The organism is Variovorax sp. 01N425 (genome assembly GCF_056399465.1).
In genome coordinates, this window is the sequence record NZ_JBFTRJ010000007.1 from 38,599 (window position 1) to 61,923 (window position 23,325).

The following is a 23,325-nucleotide window of genomic DNA, read 5'->3' on the forward strand; positions in this document are numbered from 1 at the left end:
TAACCGGCGGTCAGATTGCGCGGCTCAGGTCTTGGGCAGCGTGACGCCGCGCTGTCCCTGGTATTTGCCGCCGCGGTCCTTGTAGCTGGTTTCGCAGACTTCGTCGCTCTCGAAGAACAGCACCTGCGCGCAGCCCTCGCCCGCATAGATCTTGGCGGGCAGCGGCGTGGTGTTGCTGAATTCGAGCGTCACGTAGCCTTCCCATTCGGGCTCGAAGGGCGTCACGTTGACGATGATGCCGCAGCGCGCATAGGTGCTCTTGCCCAGGCAGATGGTGAGCACGTTGCGCGGGATGCGGAAGTACTCGACCGTGCGCGCCAGCGCGAAGCTGTTGGGCGGGATGATGCAGTAGTCGCCGTGCATGTCGACGAAGCTCTTCTCGTCGAAGTTCTTCGGGTCGACCACGGTGCTGTGGATGTTGGTGAAAACCTTGAATTCAGGCGCGCACCGGATGTCGTAGCCGTAGCTCGAGGTGCCGTAGCTGATGATCTTGTGGCCGGCGGCCTCGCGCACCTGGCCGGGCTCGAAGGGCTCGATCATGCCGTTCTGCTCGGCCATGCGCCGGATCCATTTGTCGCTCTTGATGCTCATATGCGGTCGCTGATGCTGCTGCGGGGAGGAATGGCGCGAATTGTGGCACGCGCCATGCCCCGGCCCTGCGGCGAGCTTGCGGCTATCCCGCCTGCGAGATCACCGTGCGCTCGACCAGCCGGTCGTCGCCCAGCACGATCATCGCGAACAGCAGCTCCTCGAGGCTGTTCGCGCGCGCGGCCTTGCGGGCCAGCAGCGGCGTGGCCTGGGGGTCGAGCACGAGGAAGTCGGCCTCGCAGCCGGGCTGCAGGTTGCCGACCGCGCCATCCAGCCCGAGCGCGCGCGCCGCGCCGCCGGTGTGGCGCCACCAGAGCTCGGAAGGCGCGATGCTCAGGCCGGCCTTGGTCTGGCCCTCGCGGCCCACGTAGTAGGCGGCCAGCATCGTGTGGAAGGGGCTGAAGCTGGTGCCGCCGCCCACGTCGCTGGCCAGGCCGTAGGGGTAGCCCACGCGGTCGGCCGCACCAAAGTCGAAGAAGCCGCTGCCCAAAAACAGGTTGCTGGTCGGGCTCACGGCCGCGGCCGTCTTGGTGTCGCGCAGCAGCGCGCGGTCGGTGTCGTCCAGGTAGATGCAGTGCGCATACACGGCGCGCTCGCGCATCAGCCCGAAGCCGGCGTACACGTCGAGGTAGGAGCGCGCCTGGGGATAGAGCTCGCGCACCCACGCCACCTCGTCGCGGTTCTCGGCCACGTGCGACTGGATCCAGGTGTCGGGGTACTTCGCGGCCAGCTCGCCCGCGCCGCGCATCTGGGCGTCGGTGCTCGCGGGCGCGAAGCGCGGGGTGATGGCGTAGCCCAGCCGGCCGGTGTTGTGCCACTTGCGGATCAGCGCCTCGGTGTCGATGAGGCTCTGCTCGGTTTCGTCGCGCACGCCGTCGGGCGAATGCCGGTCCTGCAGCACCTTGCCGCTGATCATGCGCAGGCCGCGGCGCTGGGCGCCCTCGAAGAACGCATCGACCGAGGCCACGTGCGAAGTCGCAAAGGCCAGCGCGGTCGTGACGCCGTTGCGCAGCAGTTCGCCGAAGAACACGTCGGCCACCTCGTTCGAATGCGCAGGGTCGGCAAACCTGGCTTCCGCCGGGAAGGTGTAGTTCTCGAGCCAGGGCAAGAGCCCCGGCGAGGGCGAACCGATGATGTCGGTCTGCGGAAAGTGGATGTGCATGTCCACGAAGCCCGGCGCGAGGATGCGGCCCGGCAGGTGGGTCAGCTCGGCATCGGGGTGGCGCGGCGACACGGCGGCATGGCTGCCGGCATCGAGCACGCGCTGGCGGCCGGCGCTGTCGGGCGCGACGACCAGCAGGCCGTCTTCATCGAAAACGGGCAGGCCGGCATCGTCGAATCGCAGGAGGGAGGCGCGGTAGGCTTTTTTCATCGTGGCTGCCGAGGGTAATCCAGGCCCGGGCCGCTGCAATTTCCATGCGCGTATGAGTGCTATATGCCAAAGCCACTCGGCAAGCGCCCGGCCGGGTCAACGCCCCACGCGCCCCTGCACGCCTTCCACGAGCCAGTTCATCTTCAGGATCTGCTCGTCGTTCAGTTGCGCACCCTTGGCGATGACGGTGCGGCCTTCGTTGTCGCGCACATCGGCCGCCACCGCGCGGAAGGGCTGCAGCCTGCCCGCCGCAATGTCCTTCTGCCGCGCCAGCACTTCCTGCTGCACCGCCTTGGGCACCTTGCGGCCGAAGTCGCCGACGCGGATCATTCCTTCCTTCACGCCGCCCCACACATTGCCGCTCTTCCAGCTGCCGTCGAGCACCGCGCGCGCACGCTCGGTGTAGTAGCCGCCCCACTGGTGCGTGACGGCGACGATCTGCGCGTCGGGCGCGATCTTGCGCATGTCGGAGTGGTAGGCCACGGCCAGCTTGCCGCGTTCCTGCGCCGCGGCCATCACCGCCGTGGAGCCGGTGTGGAAGGCGATGACGTCGGCGTTCTGGTTGAACAGCGCCATGGCCGCGTCGCGCTCCTTCGGCGGATCGAACCATTCGTTGAGCCACACCACGACGACCTTGGCATTCGGGTTCACCGAGCGCATGCCGAGCGTGAAGGCGTTGATGCCCTGCAGCACCTCCGGAATGGGAAAGCCCGCCACGTAGCCGGCCACGTTCGTCTTGGTCATGCGGCCAGCCGCGATGCCCGCGAGGTAGCGGCCTTCGTAGTAGCGCGCATTGGCGGTGGCAACGTTGGGCGCGGTCTTGTAGCCGGTGATCGACTCGAACTTCACGCCGGGAAAATCGCGCGCCACCTTGAGCGTCGGCTCCATGTAGCCGAAGCTGGGCGTGAAGATCAGCCGGTGGCCCTGCTGCGCGAGGTCGCGGATCACGCGCTCGGCGTCGGCGCCTTCGGGCACGTTCTCGACGAAGGTGGTGCTGACCTTGCCGCCGAGCGCCGCATCGACGGCCTTGCGGCCCTCTTCATGCTGGCGCACCCAGCCGGCATCGGTGACCGGCGTGACGTAGACGAAGCCGATCTTCAGCGGCTCCTTGGAAGACTGCGGCTGCGAAAAGGCGGGAGTTAAAAAACAAGCGGCTGCCCACGCCAGAATGGCGCGGCCCGCGAGGTTTTTGTACATGGTGTTCCTCTACATGGCCCCGGAAACGACAAACCCCGCAACGGGCCGGGGCGCCTGATGCGGGGTGGGGATTTTAGTGCGGTGCCGCCGGCGCGCCGCGCGCAAGGCCTATTCGCTCACCACCGCGCTGCGGTAGGCCGCGTCGGCCTTGATCTCGGCTTCGGAGAACGGCACCCTCTGCCACTGCCCCGCGCTGTAGGCGCGCGTGTAGTCGGCGTTGTGGGCCGAGGCCGGGTCGTCCGACAGAGAGAACGTGAGGAAGGTATGCGCCTCCACGCCGCCTTCGGGGAAGCGCACGACCTGCATGTAGCTGTTGCCGTTCGGGTTGCCGTCCATCGTGTAGCCGCCCTTGTCGAGCCGGTTCTCCGAGCAGGCGATGGTGAAGTAGCCCGGGCCGTGGCAGCCGCCGTACAGCGGTATCTTCTGGCCGCCGCGCGTGGCGAACAGGTAGTCGCCGCGCTGCGCATCGAGTGCGAAGCCGCTGGCTTCCACGCGCGCGATGGCTGCGCCGAAGGCCTGCTGCAGCGCGGCCTGCGCACCGGGCTTCAGGTCGCGCGGCGTGTGGATCGGATCGCTCGCGCTGAAGGGCACGTTGTAGAGCGTGGCCGATGGCTGCAGTGCGGCGCGGCTCCAGAACTCGTCCCAGACGTGGGCGCCGCGCGCACCGGTCACGCCGGTGTTGTTCCAGGCCTGGAGCGCCGCGCAGGCGGGGCCGGTGTCCACGTCGCGCCCGATGGCGGCGCCGCCTTGCGGATCGGTTGCCACGTTGATCGTTGGCGTGGCGCACACCATGGCCAGCGCCTGGTCCTTGAACAGCTCGGCCGTCAGCACGCGGCTGTTGAGCACCATCTGCTTGACGGTGTCGGCGGTGGCCGCCTTGCCGGCGTAGTTGTCGGTGCCGTCGATGCGACCCTGCGCCAGCAGGTTGCCCAGGCGCGTGCGGAAGCTCACGGCCTCCGTGCCGGCCGGACCCATGATGTCCGGGTAGCCGGTCATCGGCGCCTTCGGGTTCGCGAGCCAGTAGCTGTCGTTCGAATTCTCGACGTAGTCCTCGCGCATCAGGCTCGGCATGCGGGAGGCGCCGAGCGCGCCCTTCTGGGCGGAATCGGCATCGGTCTGCCAGTCGCAGGCACTCCTGGAGCCATCGAAGACCGGCACGCGCGGCAGCGAAGCGCCGATCGCCGCACCCAGCGGCGTCGTGCAGCTCGCCACCTGGGCGGGCGACACATTGGGGACCGCGCCGATGTCGGCATACCAGGCCTTGGGCGCGCCGCGGCCCACGGCCACGGTGTTGACCCACGGAATGGCCGACTCCTCGCGCTGGATGGCGATGAACTCGTCGAGCGACTTCGCCTGGTTCCAGCGCAGCCAGTTGCGGAAGGTGCGGTAGTTCTCGCCGTTGATGTCGCGGATCGCAAAGGCCGTGGTCTGGCTCCAGGCCAGCGCGGCGTTCAGCGGCGCCAGGTTGACCATCGGCCCGTACTCCGACTTGTAGAGCGTGCGCGTCACCGGCGCCATGCTGCCGTCGGCCTGCTTCACGTCGACCGTGATGTTCAGCGCCTGCATCTTCACGGCGCTGCCGTCGCGCATGTAGCGGGTCGGGTCGCCCGCCGCCAGCTTGAGTTCGAAGAAGCCGAAGCGGCGCGCGGTCGACACCGTGTGGCTCCATGCGATGTTGTCGTTGAAGCCGATCAGGATCACCGGAACGCCCAGGAAGGAGGTGCCGCTGATGTTGAGCTGGCCCGGGATCGTGAGCTGCGCCTGGTAGAAGCGGTCGGGCCCGCGCCAGTACCAGTGCGGGTTGCCGAAGAGCAGCGGGCTCGCGTCGCCGGTGGCCGCGGTGCCGAAGCCGATCATGTTGCTGCCGACGCCTTCGTGCCCGCCCACCTGCAGCTCGGGCATGCGCATGCCGGCTGCCGCGAGTTGCAGCCCCGCCTTGCCGAGCCTGCCGCGCGCGGCGGTCTTGGCGGGCGCAGCCGGTGCCGGAGCGATCGCGTTGGCGATGTTCGGCAGGAAGTTGCTGTAGCCGCCCGCGAGATTGGCCGCGTACATGCGGCGGTAGATGTCCTCGGCCGCGATCGGCTTCACCCAGGCTTCGCTCCGGCAGGCCTCGTGCGCCGCGCCGCCGGCCTTCAGGTCGCGCAGATAGCGGTTGTAGCCCGCGGCAAAGCCCTCGACCAGTTGCCGGAGGTTGTCGGGCTGCGCGGCAATCATCTTCTCGAGCACGTCGGCCGAGATCACGTGCCGGTGGAAGAAGTCGGAATCGATGTTCTTCGGCCGCCCGATGGTGCTGCCGGCCACCAGTTGCGCGTCGCCGCCAAGGTACTGCGAACGCTCGCCGCGGTAGGTGAGGAACGAGTCGGCCATGGTGCAGAGGTTGTCCTCGGCCTGCGCGTAGCCGTAGCCGTAGCCCGCGCCGGACCAGGTGTCGGCCTTGATGTGCGGCACGCCCATCGCGGTACGGCGGATCTCGGCCTTGTAGGCGCTGTCGGCCGGCGGGTTGCCGGGCGGCTGGCCGGTGACGGGGAGGAACGAGAACCCGTTGCCTCCACCGCCGCCGCAGGCAGTGAGCACGGCCGCGGTGGCCAACGCGAGCAGGGACAGCGGCATGGCGCCGCGCGAGGATGTCTGTCTCATGGATGTCTCCGGTTGATGCTCTCTTGATGGAGCACCTGCAGCCTACGCAGGGAGACAGGCCGCGGCTTGAACGCAGCCGCTGTCATGCGCGCCGCTCAGTGGACGGTCGCGTGGCCCCAGGCGTGCGAGGCCTGCGCGTCCGCCGTCACATGCACCCGGCTCGCGAGAAACGACGGCGGCAGCCCGAAGTAGCGCTGGAAGGTGCGGCTCATGTGCGCCGCATCGGTGAAGCCGCTGACCAACGCCACGTCGGTGAGCGGCCGATGCCCGGTGAACTGCTGCACCGTGCGCCGCACCTTGGTCCACAGCGCATAGCGCTTGACCGACACGCCCACCTGCTCGGCAAAGAGATGCGTCAGCCGGTCGGGCGAGAGGCAGGCCACGGCCGAGAGCTTCTTCAGCGGGATCTGGCCGGCGTGTTCGCGGATGGCCTGCAGCACGCGCTCGATGCGCCGGTCGATCGGCGCCACGAGCTCCGGGCATCCGGTGATCGCCTCGACCATCCTGGCGCTGAGCGACTGCAGCCGGGCGTCGCCAAGCAGCCCGCGCTGCGCGGGTTCGAAGTCGTCGCGCAGCTTGCCGAAGCAGCGCGCATCGATCGGCTCGATGCCGTGCCCGCCCATGCAGCGCGCGAGCATGCGGTAGGCGCTCGATGCCGGATCGAGGTTGAGCGACAGCAGCCCGCAACCATCGACGTCGAGCCGGCGCGACACATGCGGGGCCACCAGCGCGGCGGTGCAGTGCACGCGCGTGCCGTCGAGCGCCTCGAGCATGAACGGATGGCCGCTGACCGACGCCAGCAGCGTCGCCGACGAGCGCGCCGTGAGCCCCGACTGGATCGCCGGCGTGATGTAGAGAAACCTGTCGTCCCAGAGGTGCAGGAAGTTTTGCTGCGTGGTCATGCCGTGTCTCTTTTTTGTCTTGTCTCCGGCGACGAATTCTCATGCATCGGCACGGCGCGAGGGCTACGGGATTGTGCCCGGTGCGGCTCAATGAAGCTGCGCCGGCTCCGCCTGCACATGCTCGCGCACGGCCTCCAGCAGCAGCGCATCGAGCCGGGCGACCGGCGCCTCGGCCGCGGCCTGCGCGCGATAGAGCATCAGCGACATCTGCGGCAGCGCCGGCAGGCCGATGGCCGCGCGGTCGATGGCACGCACATGCGCGGGCAGGCCGAAGGGTGTGCGCACCGACAGGCCCAGCCCGGCCGAGGTGGCGGCCCACAGCGCGGCCAGGCTGGCGCTCGTGAACGCATGGCGCCACGGCGTGCCGGCGCGGTCGAGCGCGGCCACCACGATCTCGCGCAGCGGGCATGGCGCATCGAGCAGCACCAGCGGCAGCGGCTCCTTCGACTTGCGCACGCTGCTGCCGCGGCGCTCGCGCTCCTTCCACCAGGCCGCGTCGAGCGCATCGGGCGACCTCGGGCCGATCCATTGCAGCGGCAGCCGCGCCACGCGCTCGCCGTGCGGCGTCATCTGCTCGCCGGTGTCCCACATCAGCGCCAGGTCGAGCTGCCGAAGTTCGAGCCGTTCGCGCAGTTCGGCGCTGCGCGCCACGCAGGCCTCGATGCGCACCTTGGGATGCGCGCGCGCAAAGCGGCCGAGCACCGCGGGCAGCAGCGTTTCGCCGAAGTCTTCCTGCAGGCCGAGCCGCACCCAGCCCTGCAGGTCTGCACCGCGCATGGCGGCACCCGCTTCTTCGTTGAGTTCGAGCATGCGGTGGGCATAGGCCAGCAGCGTTTCGCCCGCGTCGGTGAGCTCCAGCCCGCGGCCGGCCTTGCGGAACAGCGCGGTGCCGGCCTGCGCCTCCAGTTTCTTGAGCTGCGCGCTCACGGCCGATGTGGAGCGGCCCAGCCGGTCGGCCGCGCGCGCATAACTGCCCAGCGCGATGCCAGTGGAAAAACTGCGCAGCACATCGAGATCGAACATCACCTGGGACATGGATCCACCCTTCGTTGATCGTCCTGTTTTTTGGGACGATTGGCTCATTATTTTCTGATTTTCAGGATCTTTGCAACGGCGGACACTGCACCGCAACATGATCCATTCGCCCTCCTCCCCTTCCTGTTCCCCGCGCCACCGCTGGAAGGTGCTGGCCGCCGGCGTGGCTGCCAACGCGGCGTTCTCCGTGGCCTTCAGCGGCATCCCGATGACCGCGGTGCTGATGCGCACCGGCTACCAGCTCGACAACGCCACGCTCGGCCTCGTGCTCGGCCTCATGGGCCTGGGCATCGCGGTCAGTGAGCTGCCGTGGGGACTGCTGACCGACCGCTGGGGCGACCGGCCGGTGCTGCTCACGGGTCTTGGCAGCACCGCCATCGCACTCGTGGCGATGGCGCTCTGGGCCGCGCCCAGCGCGCAGCACATCCCGGGCCTCGGCTGGCTCGGCGCCGGCCTGCTGCTGGTGGGCCTGCTGGGCGGCAGCGTCAACGGCGCGAGCGGCCGCGCGGTGATGACGTGGTTCGACGCCGGCGAGCGCGGGCTTGCGATGAGCATCCGCCAGACCGCGGTGCCGCTGGGCGGCGGCATCGGCGCGCTGGTGCTGCCGTTCGTCGCATTGCACTTCGGCTTTGCCGCGCTCTACGGCCTGCTGGCGGTGCTGTGCGCGCTGAGCGCAGCCATGAGCTGGGCCTGGGTGCATGAGCCCCCTGTTGCGCCGGACGCGCCGCGCACCAGGGCCGATGTTGCCGAAGCCGCGGCCATGCCGAAGAAGAGCGGCCCGCTGCGCGATGCCCGCGTCTGGTGCATCGTGCTGGGCATCGGCATCCTGTGCGCGCCGCAGTTCGCGGTGCTGTCCTTCGGCACGGTGTTCCTGCACGACTTCGGCCATGCGGGCCTTGCAACCATCACGGCCACCATGGTCTTCGTGCAGGTCGGCGCGATGGCGATGCGCGTATGGAGCGGCCGCTGGACCGACCGCCGCCGCAACCGCCCCGCCTATCTGCGCGCCTGCAGCGCCCTCAGCGTGCTGCTGTTCGCAGGGCTCGCGATGCTGGTGATGGCGGCGGGCACGCACGCGGCCGATTCAGCGGCGCTGCGCATGGCACTGGTGGGGCTGCTCGCGGCCAGCGGCGTCTGCGTATCGGCCTGGCACGGCGTGGCCTACACGGAACTGGCCACGCTGGCCGGCGCGGCCCGCGCGGGCACCGCCCTCGGCATGGCGAACACCAGCGTGTTCCTGGTGTGCTTCATCACGCCCTTCTCCATCCCGCACCTGCTCGCGCTGCAGGGCTGGCCGCTGGTGTGGCTTGCGGCCAGCGCCTGCGCGCTGGTGGCGATGCCGCTGCTGGTGCCGCGGGCCGCCGCGGCCGGTCAGAAGCTCGCGAAGACGGCGTTGAGCCGGTCGACGTAGGCGCGCTTGGCGGCGGCGTCGATGAAGCTGCCTTCGAAGCTGTTGGCCGCGAGCTGCCAGGCCTGCTGCACGCCGAGCCCGGTGGCAGCGAAGGTCTGGGTGAAGTTCTGGTTCATGTAGCCGCCGAAGTAGGCCGGGTCGTCCGAATTGACGGTGGCCACCAGCCCCGCGTCGAGCAGCGCGCCCAGGTTGTGCTGCGCCAGGTCGGGGAACACGCAGAGCTTGAGGTTGGAGAGCGGACACACGGTGAGCGGAATGCGGTCCTGCGCGAGCCGCTTCATCAGCGCCGGGTCCTTTGCGCTCTGCACGCCGTGGTCGACGCGCTCGACCTTGAGCACGTCGAGCGCGCTCCACACGTAGGCCGGCGGGCCTTCCTCGCCCGCGTGTGCGACAAGATGGAAGCCCAGCTCGCGGCAGCGCGCGAACACGCGCGCGAACTTCTCGGGCGGATGGCCGACCTCGCTCGAATCGAGGCCCACGCCGATGAACTTGTCGCGGAACGGCAGCGCCTGCTCCAGCGTTTCGAAGGCCTCTTCCTCGCTCAGGTGGCGCAGGAAGCACAGGATCAGCGCCGCGCTCACGCCGAGCTTCGCCTCTGCATCCGCGCATGCGCGGTGCAGGCCGTGGACGACCGTCTCCATCGGCACGCCGCGCGCGGTGTGCGTCTGCGGGTCGAAGAACATTTCGGTGCGCACCACGTTGTCGGCCGCGGCGCGCTCCAGGTAGGCCCAGGCCATGTCGTAGAAGTCCTGCTCCTTCAGCAGCACGCTGGCGCCGGCGTAGTAGATGTCGAGAAAGCTCTGCAGGTTGGTGAAGGCGTAGGCGCGGCGCAGCGCTTCGACGCTGGCGTACGGCAGGGCCACGCCGTTGCGCTGCGCGAGCGCGAAGATCAGCTCGGGTTCGAGCGAGCCTTCGATGTGCATGTGCAGCTCGGCCTTGGGCATGGCGCGCAGCAGTTCGGGCAGGCGCTCGGCGGCGATCTTGCCGAAGCTCTGGTCGAAGACGGGGCGGTAGTCGGTCATGGTGGGAAAATCGGCGTTGTGATTTCCGCACAGCATAAGCGCAGCCGCCCCGAGGGAGATGCGCCAGAACGTATAGGGCCCATGCCTCTCATTTCAAAACGTCCATCGCGCAACAGGCGGAAACTTCTGTCGCTCGCGCTGCGGGTTTCGCTGCTGATGTCCGCGCCGGCATTCGCCGGCACTGTCGACGGGGCGCAGGCACTGGCCCGCGACCACGGCTGCCTCGCCTGCCACGGCATGCTCCGAAAGCAGGTCGGCCCCGGCTTCGCGCAGATCGCCGAGCGCTACCGCGGCGACGCGGCGGCGCCCTCGCGGCTGGCCGCAAAGATTCAGGGCGGCAGCGTGGGCACCTGGGGGCGCGTCATCATGCCCCGCCAGCCGCAGCTGAGCGATGAAGAGGCGAAGGCGCTGGCCGGGTGGGTTCTTTCGCAGCCGCCGCCATGAAGCGCGGCCGCGGTCAGCGCGTCAGTCGTTGAACGCCCGCAGCATCGCCCTGCGCAGCCATGTCTCCGCCGCGTCCTTGTCGGTCACGGCGCGCCAGGCCAGCTTGATCTGGTAGCTCGGACTCTCGAACGGCAGCGCCTCGCAGCGAAGCCCGCCCTGCGCCGACAGCGCCAGCGCCACATGCTCCGGCACCGTGGCCAGGAGCTCGGTGCCCGCGAGCACGGCCGGCAGGCTGCCGAACTGCGGCACCGAGAAGGCCACCTCGCGCTGCCGGCCGAGTTCGTTCAGTGTCTCGTCGACGGTGCCGCACAGGTCGCCCGCGTAGGTCACGAGCACGTGCCGCCGCCGGCAATAGTCGTCGAGCGTCAGTCTTGCGGCCGCGGTGTCGGCGCGCAGCAGCGCAAAGCGTGCCGTGCGGACCTTGCGTATCTTGGCACCCGCCGGCAGATCCTTCAGGAAGGTCATGACCGCGCTGACCTGCCCTTCGTCGAGATAGCGCGCGGCGTTGCGGTAGCAGACCGTCAGGGTCACCAGCCTGGCGCGGGGTGCTTCCACGCTGAGCGCGCGAAGCAGCCGCGGCAGCATCGCGATCTGCAGGTCGTCGGTGAGCCCGATGCGAAACACCGGCGCGGCGCGCGCGGGCTCGAAATCCGCCTGCGCGCGGAACGTGGCCTCGATCTGCTCGAGCGCCGGACCCAGTCCCTGCATCAGCGCCAGTGCCCGTTCGGTCGGCTCCATCACCCGCCCCTGGCGCACCAGCAGCGGATCGCCCGTGAGCTCGCGCAGCCGCGCCAGCGCGTGGCTCACGGCCGGCTGTCCCAGGTGCAGCCGCTGCGCAGCCCGGCTGACGTGCCGCTCGCGCATGAGGGCCGCCAGCACGGTGAGCAGGTTGAGGTCAATCCGGCTGAGTTCGATCGGTTTCATCCAGGCGCCTTGAAGTCATCGATTCCATGCATAGCGAATATCCTATGAATCGATTTCCTTGATGGCGCTGCGGCTTCTAGATTGATGCCTTCGGCCGCTTCATTCGGGGCTGCCGGCTTTTTTCAAGGAGATTCTTGTATGGGCAGGATGGTTCGCTTTCACCGCTTCGGCGGCGCCGATGTTCTGAAGGTCGAACAGGTTGCGACGCCAGAGCCTGGCGCCGGCGAAGTGCGCATCGCGGTGCAGGCGATCGGCCTGAATTGGGCCGACGCGCTGTGGCGCCAGAACCAGTACATCGAGGACCCGATCCTGCCGGCCGGTCTCGGCAATGAGGCCGCCGGCCTCATCGAAGCAGTGGGCGCGGGTGTCGATGGCCTGAGCGTGGGCGACCGCGTCGCGCTGCTGCCCGGAGCCAACCAGGGCTTGTATCCCACCTATGGCGAGCGCATTCTTTTTCCGGCCTCGCATGTGGTGCGCTACCCCGGCAAGCTCTCGGCCGAGCAGGCCGCCGGTGCCTACATGGCCTACCTGACGGGCTATTTCCCGATGTTCGAGATGGCCCGCCTGCAGCGCGGCCAGACGGTGCTGGTGACGGGTGCGTCATCCAGCACGGGCATTGCGGCGCTGCAGATGGCGCGCGCGGCGGGCCTCCTCGCCATCGCGACCACGCGCACGGCGGCCAAGCGCCAGGCATTGCGGGATGCTGGCGCGGCCCACGTGGTGGTGACGCAAGACGAAGACGTGGTGGAGCGCGTCCTGGCGCTGACCGGTGGCCGCGGGGCCGACCTGGTGTACGACGGCGTGGGCGGTCCGCAGCTGGAACGGCTCGGCGGCGCCGTCGCACAGCGCGGCTGGTACGTGCTGTACGGGCTCTCCGGCGGCGCGGAGTTCAGCTACCCCGTGCTTGCGCAGTTCCGCAAGAGCTGGCGCTTCCATGTCTACACGGTGCTGGAATTCACCGGCTCGGCCACCATGGGCTTGCCGCGCGACGAAGCTGCGCTAGGCCGTGCGCTGGCCTTCGTCGATGAAGGCCTGACCAGCGGTGCCCTGCAGATGCGCATCGACCGCCGCTTTGCGCTCGACGAGGTGGTGCAAGCCCATGAGTATCTCGAACGCGCCGGTCACATCGGCAAGATCGTGCTCACGGTCTGATCGATCGGACCAGAGCGCAAGCCGTCACCAGGCCGCCCCGCTGCCCTCCAGCGCACGCCGGGCGAGCAGAAAGGCCGCGGCGTTCCAGCTCTGGCCGGCCATGCCCATCGGCACCAGCGTGCGGCCGTGGAACCACTCGGTAAATCGCCAGCCGCCGAGCTGGTTCACATGCGCAAGGCGCGCGAGCTCGGGCCAGGCCATGTCGTGCAGCCCGAGGCGAGCCAGCGCCATCACCCAGAAGCCGCCCACGAATGGCCAGATGCCGCCGTTGTGGTACTGGTGCACCACGTTCTGCTGGTGGCGCGCCATGTAGGGCCGCCACAGCGCATGCTCGCGCGTCAGCGGATGCAGCACCACGCGCACCGGGTACGGGTCGCAGGCGCGCGCCGCGGCAATGGTGCGGACGATGCGGTTCGCCATCTCCGAATCGGCCAGCCCGCCCTGGATGGCCAGCACGTTGCCGAACACGTCGCCCTCGTTGCCGACGAAGGACAGGTTGACGAAGCTCAGGTACAGGCCCGGGTCGGTCCGGCCGCGGCGCGCGTAGTGCCGCAGCAGCCGGGCGCGGTGGTATTCGGGCAGATCCTGCTGGAATGGATTGAACAGGTGGTTGAAGTGGTGCTGCGTCGCCTCGGCATCGTCCAGCGCGAAGCGGCGCTTCACCTCGTACCAGAGCGCGTTGGTGTAGAGCACATAGCCCGAGCGCGGCATGATGTCGGCCCAGTCGCTGGCCTCGTTCTGCTGCAGCAGCCGGAAGTGCTGGTGCTCCTGCGCCAGCAGCCAGCCGATCGCGCGCTGCACCTCGGCGTGCCAGTGCGTGGCGCCGACCTGGCCGTGGCGGCGCACGTGGTCCACCGCGATCAGCCACCACAGCGTGGCGTCGATGCAGCCCAGGTACCAGAAGTCGGCATCCTGGCCATCGGGGTCGACGTACTTGGGAATCTGGCCGTTGGCCGCCTGCTGCGCGGCCAGCGCGTCGAGGCTGGCGACGGCGCCCTGCTCCAGCGCGGGCACGGCGCTGCCGCACATGGCCATCACGCAGATGGCCGCGTCGCGCCCGAAGATGCGCGTGTAGCGCCGCGCCACGGCGGCCTCGGTGCGGGTGGCGGCCAGGATGCCGTGCGGCGTGAGGTTGCGTTCCAGCAGTTGCAGCGAAGCTTGGGAACAGTCGTCGATCAGTGCAAGGGAAGTGGCGTCAGGTGTCGTCATGGGTTCGATAGGCTTGCGGCGTCAGGCCGTGCTGCCGCGCGAAGGCGCGCTGCAGCGCGTCCACCGAGCGGAAGCCGCTGCGGCTCGCGATGCGGTCCTGCGGCCACCGCGTCTGGCGCAGCAGCTGCGCGGCGGCGGCCACGCGGACCTGTTCGACAAAGCGCGCCGGCGTGCAGCCGGTCTCGGCCGCGAAGGCGCGCGCGAAGTTTCTCGGGCTCATCTGCACGCGCTCGGCCAGGGCCTCGACCGACAGGTCGTCCTGCGGATGCGTGCCGATCCACGCCACCAGTTCGCGCAGGCGGTGGCTGGCCGAGGCCTGCGCCTGGAGCGCCTGCGTCAGCTGCGGCTGCGCCCCGCCGCGCAGCATCGGCAGCGCCAGCGTGCGGGCGATTTCCATCGACACGGCATGGCCGAGGTCGTCCTCGACCAGCGCAAGCGCAAGCTCGATGCCGGTGGTGACGCCGGCCGAGGTCCACACCGGCCCGTCGTGCACGTAGATGCGCTCGCGCTGCACCCGCACCTGCGGCCGCAGCGCCTGCAGCTGGTCGCACACGCGCCAGTGCGTGGTGGCCTCGCGGCCGTCGAGCAGGCCCGCCGCGGCCAGCGCGAAGGCGCCGCTGCACACGCTCGCCATGCGGCGCGTGCGCGGCGCCACTTGGCGTAGCCAGGCACCGATGCGCTGCTCGAGGATGGCCGCGCGCACCGCCGGCTCGTCGCCGCCGGCGACGATCAGCGTGTCGATCGACGCGGGCAGCTGCTGCAGGCTGCTGGTGCCCGAAAAGCTCAGGCCGCCGTTCGTCGACACGGTGCCGCCGGCCGGCGATGCGATGTGCAGGCGGTAGCTGCCGGGATGCATCTGCTCGGCCTTGCTGAACACGCTGGCCGGGCCGGCGACGTCGATCACCTCAACGCCGTCGAACACCACCAGCACCACGTCGCTGGCAGAAACCGCGGTTTCTTCGTCCTTGCGGGTCAGGGTGGGCATTCGTAATCTCTGGGCATCGTCATCATCAAGTCGACAGGGGAATGGCCATGTGGAGATCGATAGGAGCGCTGATCGGTGCAAGTATTGCAGCCTTTGCGCTGGCGGGCTGCACGGGGGGCGCGCCGCCGCTGCCGCCCGCGCCGGCCGATGCGGCGCGCAGCGAGCGCGAGAAGCAGGCCTTCGTCGAGGCGCTGAAGCCGCTTCGCGCCGGCCGGCCCGTGGTGGCCGTGCTCGCGCTGAACGAAGGCACCGAGATGACCGACCTGCTGCTGCCGCATGCGGTGCTCCGGCGCGCCGATGTGGCCGAGGTGCGGATCGTGGCGCCGCGCGCGGGGCGCGTGAGCCTGTATCCCGCACTCGAGGTCGATGGCGCGCAGGACTTTGCCGCATTCGACCGGCTTCATCCCGCAGGGCCCGACTACGTGATCGTGCCGGCGATGATCGCCGACGACAACCCTGAGGTGGCGGCCTGGCTCCAGCAGCAGGCGGCGCGCGGTGCACGGGTGATCGGCGTCTGCTCGGGCGCGCGCGTGGTCGGCCGCGCCGGCCTGCTCGACGGCCGGCGCTTCGCGGGCCACTGGTACGACCGCAGCACGCTGCTCGAACGCCACCCCGGCGCCAGCTACGTGCCGCACCAGCGCTACGTGGTGGACCGCGGGGTTGCCACCACCACCGGCATCACCGCCTCGGTGCCGGCCATGCTGGCGCTGGTGGAGGCGATCGGCGGGCCAGAGAAAGCCAGGGCCCTTGCAACGGAACTCGGCGTGGCTTCATGGACGCCGGTGCACGACAGTTCGCCGTTCTACCTGGACACCGGCCGCAGGGTGGATTTCCTGCTCAACAAGGCCGCGTTCTGGCGCGGCGAGCATTGGCGCGTGGATGTGCAGGACGGCGCCGACGACATCGCCCTGGCGCTGGCCGTCGATGCGTGGACGCGCACCGGGCACATCGGCGTCGATGCCGCATCGGCCGCGGGCCCGGTCAGGCTGCGCAGCGGGCTGGTGCTGCTGGCGCAGCCGCCCCGCGAAGGAACGGAGCGCCTGCCGCTCTCTTCGTCGCTGAAGCCGGTGCCGCAGCTGGACCGCACGCTGTGCGAGATCGGCGAGCGCTATGGCGCGGCGCGGCGCGACTGGGTCATGCTGGAGATGGAATACCCGGCGGCCTCGGTTGCAGCAGCCTGCGGGGGTGGGCGGCCGGCTGCATGAAGAGAAGAAGGGAAGAAGGCCGGATTCAATCGACCCGGATGTTGCGCGCCTTCACCAGCGCGCCCACGCGCCCCGTCTCGTTCTGCACGAACTTCGCAAAGGCCTCCGGCGTGGTGCCGGCGGGTTCCAGGCCAAGCTGCAGCAGCTTCTGCTTGACCTGCGGCTCGTTGACGGCAGCCTGCACCGCCTTGCCGAGCCGCTGCACGACGTCGGGCGGCGTGCCCTTGGGAAGAAACACGCCGTTCCACTCGACCACGTTGTAGCCCGGCAGGCCCGACTCGGCGAGCGTCGGCGTGTCGGGCAGGCCAGGCACGCGCTTGGCAGAACTCACGGCCAGCGCGCGCAGCTTGCCCGACTGCACGTAGCCGAGCGCCGACGCCACGTTGCCGAAGTAGGCCGACACCTGCTCGCCCATCACGTCGGTCAGCGCGGGTGCGCCGCCCTTGTAGGGCACGTGCATGAGGCTGAGCCTGGCCTGCTCGTTCAGCGCCTCGCCCGCCAGGTGCGAGCCGGTGCCGCCACCCGCCGAGGCAAAGCTCAGCTTGCCGGGGTTCTTGCGCGCGAAGTCGAGGAACTGCGCCACCGTCTGGTACGGCGCCGTGGCAGGCACGACGAGGATCTGCGGCGCGGTGGCCACCAGCGACACCGGGATGAAGTCTTTCGCGGCATCGAAAGGCAGCTTGCGCAGCGACGGGTTCACCGAGAACGCCGAGGCGTCGTAGAGCACGGTGTAGCCGTCGGCGGGCGCCTTGGCCACGTTGTCCTCGCCGATCACGCCGCCTGCGCCCGGCCGGTTGTCGATGACGATCTGCTGGCCGAGCGCGATGCTCAACTGCTGCGCGACGACGCGCGCGGTGTTGTCGGCGCCGCCGCCCGCGGCGTACGGCACCACCATGCGGATCGGCTTCTCGGGCCACGCGGCCCAGCCCAGCAGCGGCACGCAGGCAGCCAGTGCGGCCAGTGCGGCCAGCGATTTCAGGATGCGCTTCTTCTTCGTCATTCGGTCGTCTCGGTCTTCGTCGTTTCAGGAAAGTCGTACAGCAGCGCGGGGTTGTCGACGAGCACGCGGCGGCGCTGGGCCTCGTCCGGAACCCATTGGCCCAGCAGGTCGAACAGCAGCGCGTCGTCGGGCTTGGCGGCCGCAGGCTCGGTCGGATGCGGCCAGTCGCTGCCCCACACCACGCGCTCCGGCGCCTGGCGGACCCAGGCCTGTGCGATGGCGCTCGTGTCTGCATAGCCGCCTGCGGCGCCGGATTTCGAATCGAGGTAGGCGCCCGAGAGCTTGATCCAGGTGCGGCCGTTGTCGCGCAGCCGGCTCACGACATCGAACGCGGGATGCGCCATTGCACCGGGCAGCGGCAGCCGCGCGAGGTGGTCGAACACGATCGTGCAGGGCAGCCGCGCGAGCAGGGCCGCATGCCCGGCGATCTGGTCGGCGTTCCAGTGCAACTGCACATGCCAGCCCAGCGCATGCACGCGCTGTGCGAGCGGCTCGACCATTTCGAAGCCGGTCGCCGCATTGGCGGCCGTATAGAGCGTGAAGCGGATGCCGCGGATGCCGCCCGCATGCAGGCGCTCGAGCTCGGCATCGCTCACGTCGGGCCGGACCACGGCCACGCCGCGGGTGTGCGCCGCGCCGAGCGTGCGAATGGCATCGAGCGTCACGCTGTTGTCGGTGCCATGCACGCGCGGCTGCACGGCGACCGTGCGCTCGGTGCCGATGCGCTGCTGCAGCAGGCGGTAGTCGGCGGCCGTGGCGTCGTCGACCATCGCATCGCGCGAGCCGTGGAGTGCGAAGCGGCGGTCGTAGACATGCATGTGCGCATCGCAGGCGCCCGCGGGCGCGGTGCAGGCGGGCTTGCGCGTGCCGCTGCTGTGGGGAACTTGCATGCGCGTCGTTCAGCCGGCCGCGTCCGCGGCCTTGCGCGCCGCCAGCACCGCCTGCGTGTGCTGCCCCAGCGTGGGCGCCGCAAAGGGCTCCGGGCCGGGCGTGCGGCCGAACTGCACCGGCCGCGTGAAGCCGCGGTAGGAGCCGAGCGTGGGATGCGCGAAGGTCGCCACCATGTCCTCGGCCAGCACCTGCTCGTTGTCGAACATGTCCTCGACCGTGCGCGCTGCGGCGCAGGGCACCTCCTCGCCGAACAGTTCCTCCCACTCGAGCGCGCTGCGTGCGGCCAGCGCCTCGCGCAGCAGCGGAACGATCTCGGCAAAATGCTGCGCGCGCTTGCGCACCGAGTCGTAGCGCTCGTCGGCCGCGAGTTCGGACAGGCCCACCTTGTCGCACAGCGCGCGCCAGAAATGCGGCGTGTTGGCCGAGATGTAGAGATGCCCCTCGCGCGTCGGATGGATGCCGGTGATGCCGCCCGAGCGCATGTCGCGCCCCACGTCCTTGGGCTCGCCCTCGGCCCACACCATGCGCGCCGACTGCATCGTGAGCGCGGAGCGCAGCAGCGACACGCCGACGAACTGGCCCTGGCCGCTTTTCTCGCGCTCGTACAGCGCCGAGGCCACGCCCGCGGCCACCAGCGCGGCCGCGTAATAGTCGACCACCGAGCCATAGATGATCTCGGGCGGCTCGCCGCGCTTGCCCTGCAGCGCGCACATGCCGGTCATGGTCTGCAGCACCTGGTCGTAGCCCGCCTTCTCGCGCAGCGGACCGGTTTCGCCATAGCCCGTGAGGCTGCAATAGATCAGGCGCGGATTGATCTCCTTCAGCTGTTCATAGGCGATGCCCAGCCGCGGCGGCACGCTGGGCCTGAAGTTGTGCACCAGCACATCGGCCGTGCGCACCAGCGCCATCAGCGCGGCAAGGCCGTCGGCCTTCTTCAGGTCGAGCACCACGCCGAGCTTGCTGCGGTTCACGCCGATGAAGGCGCGGCTCTCGGCTTCGAGCGTCGACGGGTACTTGCGCAGGTTGTCGCCCGTGGGCGGCTCGATCTTGATGACTTCGGCCCCCTGGTCCGCCAGCAGCGAGCAGCCGTACGGGCCCGCGATGTAGGCACTGAGGTCGAGCACGCGCAGGCCGCTGAGCGGGCCGGTGGGGCCGCTGCGTGCGGGCAGGCGTGCGTCGTCGTTCGGGGTGTCGAAGCTCATGGATCGGTTCTTTCTTCCTCAGTCGGCGGTGATGTTCTGCTGTTTGGCGAGCTTCTTCCAGCGCTCGACGTCCTCGGCGATGACCGCGCCGAACTGCTTTGGCGTGAGCGGCGTGGCAATGGCGCCTTCGCGCAGGAAGTTGGCCGCGATCTCGGGCTTGGCCAGGATCCTGTTGACAGCGGCGTTGAGCTTGGCGACCACGTCGGCCGGCGTGCCGGCCGGTGCCAGCAGGCCCCACCAGAGCTCGAACTCGTAGCCCGGCACGGCGGTGGACATCGGGATGAGCTCGGGCGCGATCGGGCTCGGCTTCAGGCTCGTGATGCCCACGGCGCGCAGCTTGCCCGCGCGCACCATCGGCAGCAGCGAAGGACCGCTGGAGATCAAGAGCTGCGTCTGGTTGCCGACCAGGTCGGTCACGGCCGGGCCCATGCCCTTGTACGGGATGTGCGTGATCTGCATGTCGCCGACCTTGGCCTTGAGCAGTTCGGTGCCGAACTGGTTGACGCTGCCCGAACCCGACGACGCATAGTTGTACTGCCCCGGCCTGGCCTTGATGGCGGCGATCAGCTCGGTGGGCGTCTTGGCGGGAAACTCGTTGTTCACCGCGACGATGAAGGGGCCCTTGGCGAACATGGCCACCGGTGCCAGCCCGTTGATCGGATCGAAGGGCAGCTTGGACTGCACGGCCGCGTTGGTCGTCATGCTCGAGGACACGGCCACCAGCGTGTAGCCGTCGGGCGCGGCCTTGGCGACCTGGCCGGTGCCGGTGTTGCCGCTCGCGCCGGGACGGTTGTCGATGATCACCGGCTGCTTGAGCTCGTCGCCCAGTTCCTTGGCCACCTGGCGCGCGAAGGTGTCGTTCGAGCCGCCCGCCGGATAGGGCACCACGATGGTGACGGGCTTGCCCGGGTAGCCCGCGGCCTGCGCGAACGCGCCGCCGCTCAACAGCAATCCGCCGGCGAAGGCGGCCACGGCGAGCGAACGCAGGCGAAGGGGCGAGTGAGAGTGAATGTGCATCTGTCTTGTCTCCTGGTCTTGTTTGAAAAAGGCTCAGCCCGGCAGCAGGCCGAGGCTGCGCGCGCTCGCAACGATGGCGCGCGCGCGGATCACGAAAGGCATGTCGATCATCTTTCCGTCCACCACATAGGCGCCCACGCCGCCGGCATCGGCCGTGCGGGCGGCCTCGACCACCTTGCATGCGTGCGCGATCTCCTCGTCGGTGGGACGGAACACCTCGTTGGCGATCGCGATCTGGCTCGGGTGGATGCAGGTCTTGCCGAGGAAGCCGAGGTTGCGCGCGAGCATGGCTTCGGCGCGGAATCCGTCGGCGTCGCGGATGTCCGCGAACGCGCCGTCGTAGGCATAGACGCCCGCCTCGCCCGCGGCCATGCGCACCGCGAACATCGCCTGCTGGATCGCAGCCGGCTCGCGCCGCGCAATGCCCAGCGGCTCGAACAGGTCGCCCAGGCCCAGTTGCAGGCCCGCCACGCGCGGATGCGCGAGCGCAAGCTCGGCGGCGGTGCGCAAGGCCGCGGGTGCCTCGATGTTCAGCAGCAGGCCGATCGGCGTGCCCACGCCGTTGGTGCGCTCGGCGCGTTCGATCGCCTCGACCGCGCTGCGCACATGGGCCGCGCTCTCGGGCTTCGGGATGTTGATCAGGTGCACGCCGGGCTGCGCCACGGCCACAACGTCCTCCGCGAAATGCGGCGTGTCCATCGCGTTGACGCGAACGATCACGGTCTTGCCCGACGCGGCCGTGCCGCCGCCCTGCAGCAGCAGCTGCCGCACGGCGTCGCGCGCCTCGCCCTTGCGCGGCTCGGACACCGCGTCTTCCAGGTCGAAACAGACGCTGTCCGCCGCGCTGGCCAGCGCCTTGGCGAACAGCTCGGGGCGCGTGCCGGGAACGAAGAGTTTGCTTCTCATGCGCCGCAGTGTGTGCGGTTCACGAGGTCGAAAAAACACAGGCTCCCTATGATCAGATGATAGAAAATCTATCGTTCATGGAAACAGCCTACCTGCAAAGCTTTCTTCTGGTGGTGGAGTCGGGCTCCATGTCGGAAGCCGCGCGCCGCCTCGACCTGACGCCCGCGGCCGTGGCGCAGCAGATCCGCACGCTGGAGCGCGAACTCGGCGCCCCGCTCCTGGCGCGCGCCGGCCGCACGGTGCAGCCCACCGAGGCCGGGCACCAGCTGGTGCAGCGGGCGCGCAACCTGCTGCGCGAGGTGAACGACATCAAGGCGCTGCTCGGCAGCGACGCGGCCGGCGGCGAGTTGCTGGTCGGCACCATCAACACGGCCATCCACAGCCTGCTGCCGGACATCCTTGCGCGCTTCGTGAAGACGCATCCGGGCGTCAAGGTGTTCCTGCAGTCGGGCACCACGGCCACGCTCTACAAGGCAGTGCAGCAGGGCGATCTCGATGCGGCCGTGTGCCTCTATCCACCGTATGTGCTTGCCAAGACCTTCGACTGGTCGCTGCTGCGCGAGGAGCCGCTGGTGCTGCTGGCGCCCAGCCGCCTTGCGCGGCGCGATCCGCACGAACTGCTGCGCAGCTCGCCGCTGATCCGCTACGACCGCAACCTGGGCGGCGGCAAGCAGGCCGACCGCTACCTGCGCGCCGCGGGCATCGTGCCGCAGGAGCGCTTCGAACTGAGTTCGCTGCTGGCCATTGCCATGATGGTCGACCGCGGCCTGGGCGTCTCGCTGGTGCCCGACATCGCCTCGCCGCTGCTCGACGGCCAGCGCGTGGCGAAGATCGCGCTGCCGCTGCCTTCGGAGCCGCGGCGCTTCGGCGTCCTGTGGCAGCGCGCATCACCGCGCCTGCGATTGATCCAGGGCTTTGTCGACAGTGCGCGGAGGGTGGCCGAAGTGAAGCCGCGCGGCACGGCCCACAAATGAAAAGGGCCGCCCGCGGGCGACCCTTTGATGCAAAGCGCGCGCAGCGCTTTACTTCTTGTCCCCGCCCGGCACCTTGCCTTCCACGCCCTTGACGTAGAAGTTCACGCCCGACAGGAACTTGTCGTCGGCCACCGCATCCTTGGCGACCACTTCCTTGCCGTCCTGGCCCAGGATCGGGCCCTTCCAGATCGCGAAGCTGCCGTCCTTCAGGCCCTTCTTCACTTCCTCGACCTTGGCCTTGGTTTCGGCCGGCACGTCCTCGGCGATCGAGACGAGGTCGATGGCGCCTTCCTTCACGCCCCACCAGGCCTGGCCCGTGGCCCACTTGCCGTCGAGTGCGTCCTGCGTGGCCTTGATGTAGTACGGCGCCCAATTGATGGTGGCCGAGGCCAGGTGGGCCTTGGGGCCGTAGGCGGTCATGTCGGAATCCCAGCCGAAGGCGCGCTTGCCCTTTTCCTGCGCGGTCTTGAGCACGGCCGGCGAGTCGGTGTTCTGGAACAGCACGTCGGCGCCGCCGTTGATGAGGGCGGTGGCGGCTTCGGTTTCCTTGGGCGGGCTGAACCATTCGTTCACCCACACCACCTTGGTCGTGATCTTCGGGTTGACCGACTGCGCGCCCAGCGTGAAGCTGTTGATGTTGCGCAGCACCTCGGGAATCGGCACCGAGCCGACCACGCCGAGCGTGTTGCTCTTGGTCATGGCGCCGGCAATGACGCCGGCCATGTAGGCGCCTTCGTAGGTGCGGCTGTCGTAGGTGCGCATGTTCTCGGCGGTCTTGTAGCCGGTGGCATGCTCGAACTTCACGTCCTTGCTGTCGGCGGCCACCTTGAGCATCGGCTCCATGTAGCCGAAGGTGGTGCCGAAGACCAGCTTGTTGCCTTGGCCGACCATGTCGCGGAACACGCGCTCGGCGTCGGCGCCCTCGGGCACGCTCTCGACGAAGGTGGTCTTGATCTTGTCGCCGAATTCCTTCTCGAGCGCCTTGCGGCCGTTGTCGTGCGCGAAGGTCCAGCCGCCGTCGCCCACCGGGCCGATGTATGCGAATGCGATGTTGAGCGGCGCTGCCGGTGCCGGAGCGGCGGCAGCGGGTGCCGGCGCCGGCGCGGGGGTTGCAGCCGGTGCAGCCGCTTCCTCTTTCTTGCCGCAGCCGATCAGGGCCGCCGAAGCGACCGCCGTGAGGGCGGCCAGCTTGAGCAGGGAGCGCTTGTTCAGATCATTCATTGTCGGAAATCCTCAAAAAGGACAGGTTGGC

General features: G+C 69.4%; 21 protein-coding genes. 5 read left to right on the forward strand and 16 right to left on the reverse strand.

Translation table 11 applies throughout. The features are described from left to right. Positions 1-24 precede the first annotated feature (24 nt). The 6 genes from dcd to AC1DSC_RS13970 form a co-directional block, all read right to left on the reverse strand. A complete protein-coding gene (gene dcd / locus AC1DSC_RS13945; protein WP_015866656.1) occupies positions 25-591 on the reverse strand; it encodes a dCTP deaminase in 567 nt (188 codons plus the stop codon). Between the two features lie 82 nt (positions 592-673). After that, positions 674-1,960: a guanine deaminase gene (gene guaD / locus AC1DSC_RS13950; RefSeq protein ID WP_015866657.1), complete on the reverse strand. Its 1,287-nt coding sequence runs from the start codon at positions 1,958-1,960 to the stop codon at positions 674-676. 96 nt (positions 1,961-2,056) lie between these two features. Further along, positions 2,057-3,157 (reverse strand): BMP family ABC transporter substrate-binding protein, encoded by a 1,101-nt coding sequence (locus AC1DSC_RS13955; protein ID WP_015866658.1) that lies wholly within the window; start codon positions 3,155-3,157, stop codon positions 2,057-2,059. Positions 3,158-3,265: 108 nt separating this feature from the next. After that, positions 3,266-5,794: a penicillin acylase family protein gene (locus AC1DSC_RS13960; RefSeq protein WP_369663296.1), complete on the reverse strand. Its 2,529-nt coding sequence runs from the start codon at positions 5,792-5,794 to the stop codon at positions 3,266-3,268. 95 nt (positions 5,795-5,889) lie between these two features. Beyond that, on the reverse strand, positions 5,890-6,696 hold the full coding sequence (locus tag AC1DSC_RS13965) for a helix-turn-helix domain-containing protein (RefSeq protein WP_015866660.1): 807 nt from the start codon (positions 6,694-6,696) through the stop codon (positions 5,890-5,892). An 87-nt stretch (positions 6,697-6,783) separates the two neighbouring features. Next, entirely contained in the window at positions 6,784-7,731 is a 948-nt protein-coding gene (locus tag AC1DSC_RS13970) for a LysR substrate-binding domain-containing protein (RefSeq protein ID WP_015866661.1), read from the reverse strand. 97 nt (positions 7,732-7,828) lie between these two features. On the opposite strand from AC1DSC_RS13970, the gene AC1DSC_RS13975 reads away from it, so the two are divergent. Further along, positions 7,829-9,142, forward strand: coding sequence for an MFS transporter (locus AC1DSC_RS13975; protein WP_015866662.1), 1,314 nt, complete (start codon positions 7,829-7,831; stop codon positions 9,140-9,142). Here AC1DSC_RS13975 and AC1DSC_RS13980 read toward each other — a convergent pair. Then, a complete protein-coding gene (locus tag AC1DSC_RS13980; protein WP_174545091.1) occupies positions 9,103-10,164 on the reverse strand; it encodes an adenosine deaminase in 1,062 nt (353 codons plus the stop codon). The two genes, AC1DSC_RS13975 and AC1DSC_RS13980, sit on opposite strands and share 40 nt — an antisense overlap. 81 nt (positions 10,165-10,245) lie before the next feature. Here AC1DSC_RS13980 and AC1DSC_RS13985 point away from each other — a divergent pair, with 81 nt between their 5' ends. Beyond that, entirely contained in the window at positions 10,246-10,608 is a 363-nt protein-coding gene (locus AC1DSC_RS13985) for a c-type cytochrome (protein ID WP_041945544.1), read from the forward strand. Between the two features lie 21 nt (positions 10,609-10,629). On the opposite strand, the gene AC1DSC_RS13990 is transcribed toward AC1DSC_RS13985, so the two are convergent. Further along, positions 10,630-11,532 carry a LysR family transcriptional regulator gene (locus AC1DSC_RS13990; RefSeq protein WP_015866665.1) on the reverse strand — a complete coding sequence of 301 codons (903 nt, stop codon included), beginning with the start codon at positions 11,530-11,532 and terminating at the stop codon, positions 10,630-10,632. Between the two features lie 138 nt (positions 11,533-11,670). Here AC1DSC_RS13990 and AC1DSC_RS13995 point away from each other — a divergent pair, with 138 nt between their 5' ends. Then, on the forward strand, positions 11,671-12,684 hold the full coding sequence (locus AC1DSC_RS13995) for a zinc-dependent alcohol dehydrogenase family protein (RefSeq protein ID WP_015866666.1): 1,014 nt from the start codon (positions 11,671-11,673) through the stop codon (positions 12,682-12,684). Positions 12,685-12,708: 24 nt separating this feature from the next. Here AC1DSC_RS13995 and AC1DSC_RS14000 read toward each other — a convergent pair whose 3' ends face one another. After that, positions 12,709-13,893: a glycoside hydrolase 100 family protein gene (locus AC1DSC_RS14000; protein WP_015866667.1), complete on the reverse strand. Its 1,185-nt coding sequence runs from the start codon at positions 13,891-13,893 to the stop codon at positions 12,709-12,711. Beyond that, positions 13,880-14,878 carry a GlxA family transcriptional regulator gene (locus AC1DSC_RS14005; RefSeq protein ID WP_015866668.1) on the reverse strand — a complete coding sequence of 333 codons (999 nt, stop codon included), beginning with the start codon at positions 14,876-14,878 and terminating at the stop codon, positions 13,880-13,882. Before AC1DSC_RS14005 ends, AC1DSC_RS14000 begins: the two co-directional genes overlap by 14 nt. A 47-nt stretch (positions 14,879-14,925) precedes the next feature. Here AC1DSC_RS14005 and AC1DSC_RS14010 point away from each other — a divergent pair, with 47 nt between their 5' ends. Further along, positions 14,926-16,083, forward strand: coding sequence for a DJ-1/PfpI family protein (locus AC1DSC_RS14010; protein ID WP_015866669.1), 1,158 nt, complete (start codon positions 14,926-14,928; stop codon positions 16,081-16,083). A gap of 25 nt (positions 16,084-16,108) precedes the next feature. Here AC1DSC_RS14010 and AC1DSC_RS14015 read toward each other — a convergent pair whose 3' ends face one another. From AC1DSC_RS14015 to AC1DSC_RS14035, 5 genes are read right to left on the reverse strand one after another with little or no spacing between them, the layout of a single operon-like run. Continuing rightward, positions 16,109-17,083 carry a Bug family tripartite tricarboxylate transporter substrate binding protein gene (locus AC1DSC_RS14015; RefSeq protein WP_369663297.1) on the reverse strand — a complete coding sequence of 325 codons (975 nt, stop codon included), beginning with the start codon at positions 17,081-17,083 and terminating at the stop codon, positions 16,109-16,111. Then, positions 17,080-17,973: an amidohydrolase family protein gene (locus AC1DSC_RS14020; RefSeq protein WP_369663298.1), complete on the reverse strand. Its 894-nt coding sequence runs from the start codon at positions 17,971-17,973 to the stop codon at positions 17,080-17,082. Before AC1DSC_RS14020 ends, AC1DSC_RS14015 begins: the two co-directional genes overlap by 4 nt. A 9-nt stretch (positions 17,974-17,982) precedes the next feature. Further along, positions 17,983-19,176: a CaiB/BaiF CoA transferase family protein gene (locus AC1DSC_RS14025; protein ID WP_015866672.1), complete on the reverse strand. Its 1,194-nt coding sequence runs from the start codon at positions 19,174-19,176 to the stop codon at positions 17,983-17,985. Between the two features lie 18 nt (positions 19,177-19,194). Beyond that, entirely contained in the window at positions 19,195-20,193 is a 999-nt protein-coding gene (locus AC1DSC_RS14030; RefSeq protein ID WP_015866673.1) for a tripartite tricarboxylate transporter substrate binding protein, read from the reverse strand. Between the two features lie 33 nt (positions 20,194-20,226). After that, entirely contained in the window at positions 20,227-21,099 is an 873-nt protein-coding gene (locus tag AC1DSC_RS14035) for an HpcH/HpaI aldolase/citrate lyase family protein (RefSeq protein ID WP_015866674.1), read from the reverse strand. A gap of 77 nt (positions 21,100-21,176) precedes the next feature. Between AC1DSC_RS14035 and AC1DSC_RS14040 the strand changes: the two genes are divergently transcribed. Next, complete coding sequence (locus AC1DSC_RS14040) at positions 21,177-22,073, forward strand: LysR family transcriptional regulator (RefSeq protein WP_041945545.1); 897 nt, start codon at positions 21,177-21,179, stop codon at positions 22,071-22,073. A 48-nt stretch (positions 22,074-22,121) separates the two neighbouring features. Here the strand turns inward: AC1DSC_RS14040 and AC1DSC_RS14045 are convergent, their stop codons facing one another. Beyond that, complete coding sequence (locus tag AC1DSC_RS14045) at positions 22,122-23,294, reverse strand: BMP family ABC transporter substrate-binding protein (RefSeq protein WP_015866676.1); 1,173 nt, start codon at positions 23,292-23,294, stop codon at positions 22,122-22,124. Between the last annotated feature and the right edge of the window lie 31 nt (positions 23,295-23,325).

What these genes read in the sequence shown, in the direction of transcription:
- dcd (WP_015866656.1), bottom strand. Translation starts at nt 591, where the DNA reads ATGAGCATCAAGAGCGACAAATGGATCCGGCGCATGGCCGAGCAGAAC.
- guaD (WP_015866657.1), bottom strand. Translation starts at nt 1,960, where the DNA reads ATGAAAAAAGCCTACCGCGCCTCCCTCCTGCGATTCGACGATGCCGGC.
- AC1DSC_RS13955 (WP_015866658.1), bottom strand. Translation starts at nt 3,157, where the DNA reads ATGTACAAAAACCTCGCGGGCCGCGCCATTCTGGCGTGGGCAGCCGCT.
- AC1DSC_RS13960 (WP_369663296.1), bottom strand. Translation starts at nt 5,794, where the DNA reads ATGAGACAGACATCCTCGCGCGGCGCCATGCCGCTGTCCCTGCTCGCG.
- AC1DSC_RS13965 (WP_015866660.1), bottom strand. Translation starts at nt 6,696, where the DNA reads ATGACCACGCAGCAAAACTTCCTGCACCTCTGGGACGACAGGTTTCTC.
- AC1DSC_RS13970 (WP_015866661.1), bottom strand. Translation starts at nt 7,731, where the DNA reads ATGTCCCAGGTGATGTTCGATCTCGATGTGCTGCGCAGTTTTTCCACT.
- AC1DSC_RS13975 (WP_015866662.1), top strand. Translation starts at nt 7,829, where the DNA reads ATGATCCATTCGCCCTCCTCCCCTTCCTGTTCCCCGCGCCACCGCTGG.
- AC1DSC_RS13980 (WP_174545091.1), bottom strand. Translation starts at nt 10,164, where the DNA reads ATGACCGACTACCGCCCCGTCTTCGACCAGAGCTTCGGCAAGATCGCC.
- AC1DSC_RS13985 (WP_041945544.1), top strand. Translation starts at nt 10,246, where the DNA reads ATGCCTCTCATTTCAAAACGTCCATCGCGCAACAGGCGGAAACTTCTG.
- AC1DSC_RS13990 (WP_015866665.1), bottom strand. Translation starts at nt 11,532, where the DNA reads ATGAAACCGATCGAACTCAGCCGGATTGACCTCAACCTGCTCACCGTG.
- AC1DSC_RS13995 (WP_015866666.1), top strand. Translation starts at nt 11,671, where the DNA reads ATGGGCAGGATGGTTCGCTTTCACCGCTTCGGCGGCGCCGATGTTCTG.
- AC1DSC_RS14000 (WP_015866667.1), bottom strand. Translation starts at nt 13,893, where the DNA reads ATGACGACACCTGACGCCACTTCCCTTGCACTGATCGACGACTGTTCC.
- AC1DSC_RS14005 (WP_015866668.1), bottom strand. Translation starts at nt 14,878, where the DNA reads ATGCCCACCCTGACCCGCAAGGACGAAGAAACCGCGGTTTCTGCCAGC.
- AC1DSC_RS14010 (WP_015866669.1), top strand. Translation starts at nt 14,926, where the DNA reads ATGTGGAGATCGATAGGAGCGCTGATCGGTGCAAGTATTGCAGCCTTT.
- AC1DSC_RS14015 (WP_369663297.1), bottom strand. Translation starts at nt 17,083, where the DNA reads ATGACGAAGAAGAAGCGCATCCTGAAATCGCTGGCCGCACTGGCCGCA.
- AC1DSC_RS14020 (WP_369663298.1), bottom strand. Translation starts at nt 17,973, where the DNA reads ATGCAAGTTCCCCACAGCAGCGGCACGCGCAAGCCCGCCTGCACCGCG.
- AC1DSC_RS14025 (WP_015866672.1), bottom strand. Translation starts at nt 19,176, where the DNA reads ATGAGCTTCGACACCCCGAACGACGACGCACGCCTGCCCGCACGCAGC.
- AC1DSC_RS14030 (WP_015866673.1), bottom strand. Translation starts at nt 20,193, where the DNA reads ATGCACATTCACTCTCACTCGCCCCTTCGCCTGCGTTCGCTCGCCGTG.
- AC1DSC_RS14035 (WP_015866674.1), bottom strand. Translation starts at nt 21,099, where the DNA reads ATGAGAAGCAAACTCTTCGTTCCCGGCACGCGCCCCGAGCTGTTCGCC.
- AC1DSC_RS14040 (WP_041945545.1), top strand. Translation starts at nt 21,177, where the DNA reads ATGGAAACAGCCTACCTGCAAAGCTTTCTTCTGGTGGTGGAGTCGGGC.
- AC1DSC_RS14045 (WP_015866676.1), bottom strand. Translation starts at nt 23,294, where the DNA reads ATGAATGATCTGAACAAGCGCTCCCTGCTCAAGCTGGCCGCCCTCACG.